This window comes from Catellatospora sp. KI3, assembly GCF_029948125.1.
Classification (GTDB): domain Bacteria; phylum Actinomycetota; class Actinomycetes; order Mycobacteriales; family Micromonosporaceae; genus Catellatospora.
The window spans coordinates 48464-54463 of record NZ_JASAMB010000034.1; the positions used below are offsets into that span (position 1 = coordinate 48464).

Below are 6000 nucleotides of genomic sequence, written 5' to 3' on the forward strand. Positions count from 1 at the left end.
CGCGCCTGTCCGATGGTCACTCAGACGCCTGCGGCGAGTACCCGCAGTGAGCGTGACCCAAACCACATCGGTACGGTTTTCACTCCAGCACACGGAGGTAGCCATGAGCAGTGTTTTCGTGACCGGGTCGGCCGACGGCATCGGCCTGGAGACGGCGCGGGCGCTGCTGCGCGGCGGCCACCGCGTCGTGCTGCACGCGCGCAGCGAGGCGCGGGCGGCGCAGGTCCGCACGGCGGTGCCGGACGCGGCGGCGGTGGTCGTGGGCGACGTGTCGGAGCTGACCCGGATCCGGGCACTGGCCCTGGCCGCGAACGCCCTCGGACCGTACGACGCGGTGATCCACAACGTGGGCGTCGGCGGCGGGGCGGCGCGGCGGGAGGCCACCCCGGACGGAATCGAGCGGATCCTCGCGATCAACGTGCTCGCGCCGTACCTGCTGACCGCGCTCATGCCGCCACCGCGCCGCCTGGTCTACCTGACCTCCGGCCTGGAGGCGGGCGGCCGCCCCGACTTCGCCGACCCGCAGTACACGCACAGGCCCTGGCAGGGCATGCAGGCCTACAGCGACTCGAAGATGTACGACGTCGTGCTCGCCTTCGCGGTCGCCCGGCTGTGGCCGGGCACCCTGAGCAACGCCGTCGACCCGGGCTGGATCAAGACCCGGATGGGCGGCCCGAACGCCACCGACGAGCTGCCCGACGGCGCCGAGACGCAGGTGTGGCTGGCCACGGCGCCGGAGGCGGAGATCGGGTTCACCGGCCGCTACCTCAAGCGCCGCCAGGACCTCAAGGCCAATCCGGCCGCCTACGACGAGTCGGTGCAGGACCGCCTGCTGGCCCTCTGCGCCGAGCTCACCGGCCAGGAACTGCCCCGCTGAGCCGCCGCCGGGCCGGTCGCATCCTGTCGCGACCGGCCCGGCGGACCGCTCACTCCCGGTAGAGGCGCATTGCGAACGCCGACGCGAGCCGGGCTTCGGCGTCGGGTTCGAGGTCCAGGATCAGGGACTCGCCCCGGGCGCCGGCGGGCAGCCGCAGCGTGACCATCTGCGCCTGGCCGTTGCACAGCAGGTGGGCGGTGTCCGACGAGGCGCCGAGGCTCAGCCGGGCGGTTACCGCGCCCGAACCCGCGCAGAAGACGTCCATCCGCACCGGCCCCGAGGTGACCGTGTTGTCGAGGTCGCGGACCGACGTCTCCAGCTCGCCGAAGGTGCTGGCGTAGTACTCGCCCCGGTCGACGGCGAGCAACTGCTTCACCCGGACGACGTTGGGGTTGGTCAGGGTGACCGCAATGCCGGCGTGTCCGGCGGCCTGGTCGTCTCCGCGCAGGGTGATGGTCACCTCGCCGGAGACGGTCAGCACGATCGGCCGGTCGGCGATCGTCGCGTCGCAGGGCACCATGACGTCGGTGCGCCCGTCCGGAGCCTGCCACCGCACCCGCACTTCGCCGACCCCGCCGAGGCAGACCGCCCGCAGCTGGTACTCGCCGGCGGGCATCGGCGCCCCGCTCGGCGCCGCGAAGCTGTACGTGAAGCCGTTGCTGCCCGCGCTGACCGGCCCGAACATCATGCCCGGCCGGGTGTGCTCAGGGGTGTATCCGAGCAGCCCCAGCGCCTGCACGCCCAGCGCCTGCAGCTGATCGTCGGTCAGCGGCCGGGTCGACGTGGGGGCGGCCGGATCGACCTGCCCGGACCCGCTTCCGGCGCCGAAGGCGTAGCCGCCCGCCGCCAGCACCAGTCCGGCCACCACGGACAGCGCCGTCATGCGTGCCGTGCGGCGGCGCTTGACGGTACGGCGGACCGCCGCCGCCCCCGGCACCGCGACCTCGTGCGGGGCCTCCATCCGGAACTGGAAGAAGGCCTCGGCCATCGGGTCGGACTCGGTGAGCTCAGGCATTGCGGACCTCCTCGGCGTTCGGGGCGGACAGCTGCCCGGCCAGGGCCGTACGCGCCCGGTGCAGCCACGACTTCACGGTGCCGGTCGACACCCGCATCGACTGGGCGATGTCGGCGACCGACTGGTCGGCCAGGTAGTGCAGCACCACGGCCTGCCGGGGCTGCGGCGGCAGCGTGCGCAGCGCCGCGAACAGCGCGACCCGGTCCGCGCTCGGTGCGTCGACGTGCTCCTCCCGGTGGCGGCGCCGGAACGCGGCGGCCACCTTCAACCGGCGGAAGTGGGAGGTGGCCAGGTTCCAGGCGACCCGGCGCACCCAGGCGACCGGGTCGTCGTACGCGCAGATGTCCTTCCACCGGACCAGCGCCCGGCAGAACGCCTCCTGCGTGACGTCCTGCGCCTCCTGCCGGTCCCCGAGGTACGCGTAGAGCTGCGTCGTCACCGAGGTGAAGTGCGCCGCGTACAACTCGTCGAAGTCGTGCCCCATGCCTGCCTTCCCCGTGCCCGTGGGAGGCATTTCCCCAGGTCGACGAAGGGTACCGGGCGCCGGTGGCGCCGTGGTCACCCGTGCTGTCGCGTCCATTCGAGGTCGTCCTCGTCCGTTTCGTGCCGGCCCCCGTCGGGCCGGACGCGGACTACACGGCATCCCCCGGCATCCGGTTGCGGCCCGCGCGAAGATTCCGCCGACCGCCGCGTGACCGCGGTCACCGGGTCGGGACGGCCGCCCGGCTCAGGACAGGGCGCACTCCAGCCACACGACCTTGCCGGTACGGCCCGGCACGACGCCCCAGTCCGCCGACAGGCGCTGCACCAGGCCCAGCCCGAACCCGCCGTCGACCCCGGCGGGGCGGGGGACGGGCGGCCGGGGCTCCCGGTCGGTGACCTCGATGCGGATGCCGGAGTCGGTGCGCACCAGCCGGATCGCGACCGCGCCGCCGCCGTGCAGGACGGCGTTGCCGACCAGTTCGGAGGTGAGGATCAGCGCGTCCCCGCCCGCGTCGGCCAGCGCCCACGCGCTCAGCTGGGTACGCACGAAGTGTCGTGCCATCGCCGCGCTGCCCGCTCCGCCGGGCAGCCGGATGGCGGCCGCGTTCACGGGGTCGCCCCGTCCGTCAGGCCGTGCGCCGCAAGCTTCAGCCAGGCCATCTCCGCCGCTCCGTCCTCTTCCGTACCGAGGATTCCGACGCCCGGCACCGCCCGCACCGCGTGGGGGGACCGGGTCCTTCAGCGAGAATTCTACGCGCGAATCGACGCAATTTCACGATTTGGCTGCGTGCGTCGGCGTGGCCGCGCACGATTCCGGGTGAAGGACAGCGGTGCCGAGGACCGGGAGGCGGTCATGGGGTTCGACGAGAAGCTCAGCAACGTGTCGCGGCGCTTCGCCGGGCGCGCCACGCATCTGGCCGGCAAGCTCACCGGCAACACCCACTGGGAGATGTCCGGCTACGCCATCTGGGCGTCGGCGGTGGAGGAGGAGATCCGGGAGAAGGGCAAGGACGCGCACAAGGCCGTGGCCGCCATCGAGGGGTACGAGGCCGAGCTGCGTGCCCGCACGCTGGTCGTCGGCGGCCTCACCCCGGCCCCGGCGGTCCGCGAGACGACGACTGCCGACGGCTGACCTCAGTCGAGCGCGGTGGCGGCCGCCGCCCGGACCGCCTCGGTCAGGGCGGCGAGCACCGCCGACTCCAGCCGCCAGTGCTGCCAGTACAGCGGGACGCTGACCCGGTGGCCGGGCAGCAGCGGTTCCAGGCGTCCGGTGGCGAGGTCCTCGGCGCAGAAGCGCTCCGGCACCATGCCCCAGCCGAGCCCGAGCCGGATCGCCTCGTTGAAGGCGCTCACCGCCGGGATGTAGTGGATCGGCGGCTCCAGCGGCCGCCTGGCCACCGTACGCAGGAAGCGGTGCTGCAGCTGGTCCTTGCGGTTGAGCACCAGCATCGGCGCGGCGGCCAGGGTCTGCGCGGTCACACCGGCGGCGAACCAGGCGGCACGGGTCCGCGGGGCGGCCGCCGCCACGTAGTGCATGGTGCCCAGCCGCTGCACCCGGCAGCCCTGGACCGGCACGTGCTGGGAGGTGACCGCCGCCATCACGGTGCCGCTGCGCAGCAGGTCGGCGGTGTACTCCTGGTCGTCGGAGTGCACGTCGAACAGCAGGCGCGGCTCCGGCGGCAGCGCGGCCAGCGCGGGCAGGAACCAGGTGGCCAGCGAGTCCGCGTTGACGACGATCGCGGCCCGGGTCCAGCCGGTGTCCCGGCCGCCCCGCGCGGTGTCCAGCGCCTCCCGCTCCAGCAGGGCCAGCTGCCCGGCCAGCCGCAGCAGCGGCTCACCGGCCTCGGTCGCCTGGCACGGCTTGGCCCGCCGGACCAGCACCTGCCCGGCCGACTGCTCCAGGGCCTTGATCCGCTGGCTGACCGCCGAGGGGGTGAGGTTGAGCGCGCGGGCGGCCGCGTCGAAGCTGCCCTCGCGGACGACCGCCGCGAAGGTCTCCAGCTGAGCCGAGTCCAGAGCCACGTAAGCGATGCTAATGCTTGGTAAGAATCATTAGCTGGAGTGCAGCCGGTCGGCGGCCGTACCGTCGACGCATGATCGCTTCGCTGTTCGCCGGCTTCACCACCTCGATGGCGCTGATCGTCGCCATCGGCAGTCAGAACGCCTTCGTGCTGCGTCAGGGGCTGCGCCGCGAGCATGTGCTCGCGGTGGTGCTGACCTGCGCGCTGTCCGACGCGCTGCTGATCATGGTGGGCGTCGGCGGGCTCGGCGCGGCCGTCGCCGCCGCACCCGGACTGCTCACGGCGATCCGGTGGGGCGGGGCGGCGTTCCTGCTCGGGTACGCCGTGCTCGCGGCCCGCCGCGCGCTGCGCCCCGGGACGCTGGAGGCCCGCAACGGCCCCGGCAGCACCCTGCGCGCCACCATGCTGGCCTGCCTGGCCTTCACCTTCCTCAACCCGCACGTGTACCTCGACACCGTGCTGCTGCTCGGCGGACTGGCCAGCCAGCAGCAGTTCCGCTGGGTCTTCGCGGTCGGGGCGGCGCTGGCCAGCGCGGTCTGGTTCACCGGCCTCGGCGCGGGCGCCCACCGGCTGGCCCCGGTGCTGGCCCGGCCGCTCACCTGGCGCCTGCTCGACGGCGTGATCGCGCTGACCATGACGGCGATCGCGGTCGGCCTGCTGCTGTCGTGACGACGGGCGGGGCGGCCGTGGCACCGGCCCGCCCCACCCGTCCGCGGCCGGGTCAGGCGAAGCTGACCTCGGCGGTCTCCACCGTGCCGCCGCTGCGGCCGGGTGCCTGCTGGTACCGCCAGTACAGGTTGGTGTGGGCGATGACCTGGTCGGGGCTGGGCGCGCCGTACGCGGTGAGGTCCTCGGTGGTGTGCGCGTCGCCGACCAGCGTCACGTCGTAGCCGCGCGCGAAGGCCCCGTGGATGGTCGAGCGGATGCACGCGTCGGTCTGCGCGCCGGTGACCACCAGTCGGCCGACGCCGCGCTCGGCCAGCACCTGCTCCAGCTCGGTGGCCTCGAAGGAGTCGCCGAAGTTCTTGTGCACCAGCGGCTCGGCGTCCGCGCGGACCAGCTCGGGCACGTACTGCCAGGGGTCGCTGCCCTTGACCAGGTCGGCGTCGGAGTGCTGCACCCAGACGACGGGCACGTCGGCGGCGCGGGCCCGGTCGACCAGCGCGCCGATGTTGGCGATCACGTGGTCGCGGTCGTGGGCGTTGGCCACCACGCCGTTCTGCACGTCGATCACCAGCAGGGCGGTGTTGGGCCGGTCGGTGAGCGTGGTCATGCGCTTCCTCCTGAACTCGCGATCATGTTCAGGACCCACCGTAGTCCCCCCCCGACAGCGGGCGCGGGCGACAGAGCCGCGAGCTCCGGGCCGCAGGGATGGCCCGGAGCTCGCGGCGGTTCGGTCAGCGGTAGACGATGTCGGACGGGCTGTAGAAGCAGTTGACCCCGTCCGCGCCGCTGCCGACGTGCGTGGGCTCGCTGCCCTTCGGCGCGCCGAGGTACTTGTCGCAGATGACGGTGCTGCTGCCGTACGCGGTGATGCGGGTGAACCGGGCCGTGTCGCCCCAGTTGATGTTGATGCCCGCGACCACGCCCGTGCTCTTCGTGAT

8 protein-coding genes and 1 pseudogene are annotated in these 6000 nt (G+C 73.4%); 3 read left to right on the forward strand and 6 right to left on the reverse strand.

Annotated features, from left to right (window positions below):
- Positions 1-103: 103 nt before the first annotated feature.
- Complete coding sequence (locus tag QEZ54_RS33655) at positions 104-877, forward strand: SDR family NAD(P)-dependent oxidoreductase (RefSeq protein ID WP_281308811.1); 774 nt, start codon at positions 104-106, stop codon at positions 875-877.
- A gap of 49 nt (positions 878-926) precedes the next feature.
- Here the strand turns inward: QEZ54_RS33655 and QEZ54_RS33660 are convergent, their stop codons facing one another.
- From QEZ54_RS33660 to QEZ54_RS33670, 3 genes are all read right to left on the reverse strand, one after another.
- Positions 927-1892, reverse strand: coding sequence for a hypothetical protein (locus QEZ54_RS33660; RefSeq protein WP_281308812.1), 966 nt, complete (start codon positions 1890-1892; stop codon positions 927-929).
- On the reverse strand, positions 1885-2376 hold the full coding sequence (locus QEZ54_RS33665; protein ID WP_281308813.1) for a SigE family RNA polymerase sigma factor: 492 nt from the start codon (positions 2374-2376) through the stop codon (positions 1885-1887). Before QEZ54_RS33665 ends, QEZ54_RS33660 begins: the two co-directional genes overlap by 8 nt.
- A gap of 243 nt (positions 2377-2619) precedes the next feature.
- Positions 2620-2985, reverse strand: a complete 366-nt coding sequence (locus QEZ54_RS33670; protein ID WP_281308814.1) for an ATP-binding protein — start codon at positions 2983-2985, stop codon at positions 2620-2622.
- 207 nt (positions 2986-3192) lie between these two features.
- On the opposite strand from QEZ54_RS33670, the gene QEZ54_RS33675 reads away from it, so the two are divergent.
- The gene (locus QEZ54_RS33675; RefSeq protein ID WP_281308815.1) at positions 3193-3507 is read left to right on the forward strand and encodes a hypothetical protein; all 315 of its coding nucleotides are present in this window, start codon (positions 3193-3195) and stop codon (positions 3505-3507) included.
- A gap of 2 nt (positions 3508-3509) precedes the next feature.
- On the opposite strand, the gene QEZ54_RS33680 is transcribed toward QEZ54_RS33675, so the two are convergent.
- Complete coding sequence (locus QEZ54_RS33680) at positions 3510-4391, reverse strand: LysR family transcriptional regulator ArgP (protein WP_281308821.1); 882 nt, start codon at positions 4389-4391, stop codon at positions 3510-3512.
- Positions 4392-4468: 77 nt separating this feature from the next.
- Here QEZ54_RS33680 and QEZ54_RS33685 point away from each other — a divergent pair, with 77 nt between their 5' ends.
- Positions 4469-5065 (forward strand): LysE/ArgO family amino acid transporter, encoded by a 597-nt coding sequence (locus QEZ54_RS33685; protein WP_281308816.1) that lies wholly within the window; start codon positions 4469-4471, stop codon positions 5063-5065.
- A gap of 52 nt (positions 5066-5117) precedes the next feature.
- On the opposite strand, the gene QEZ54_RS33690 is transcribed toward QEZ54_RS33685, so the two are convergent.
- Both QEZ54_RS33690 and QEZ54_RS33695 read right to left on the reverse strand, forming a co-directional pair.
- Positions 5118-5669 (reverse strand): cysteine hydrolase family protein, encoded by a 552-nt coding sequence (locus QEZ54_RS33690; protein WP_281308817.1) that lies wholly within the window; start codon positions 5667-5669, stop codon positions 5118-5120.
- Between the two features lie 124 nt (positions 5670-5793).
- A pseudogene (locus QEZ54_RS33695) lies at positions 5794-6000 on the reverse strand (pectate lyase); the annotation flags it as partial.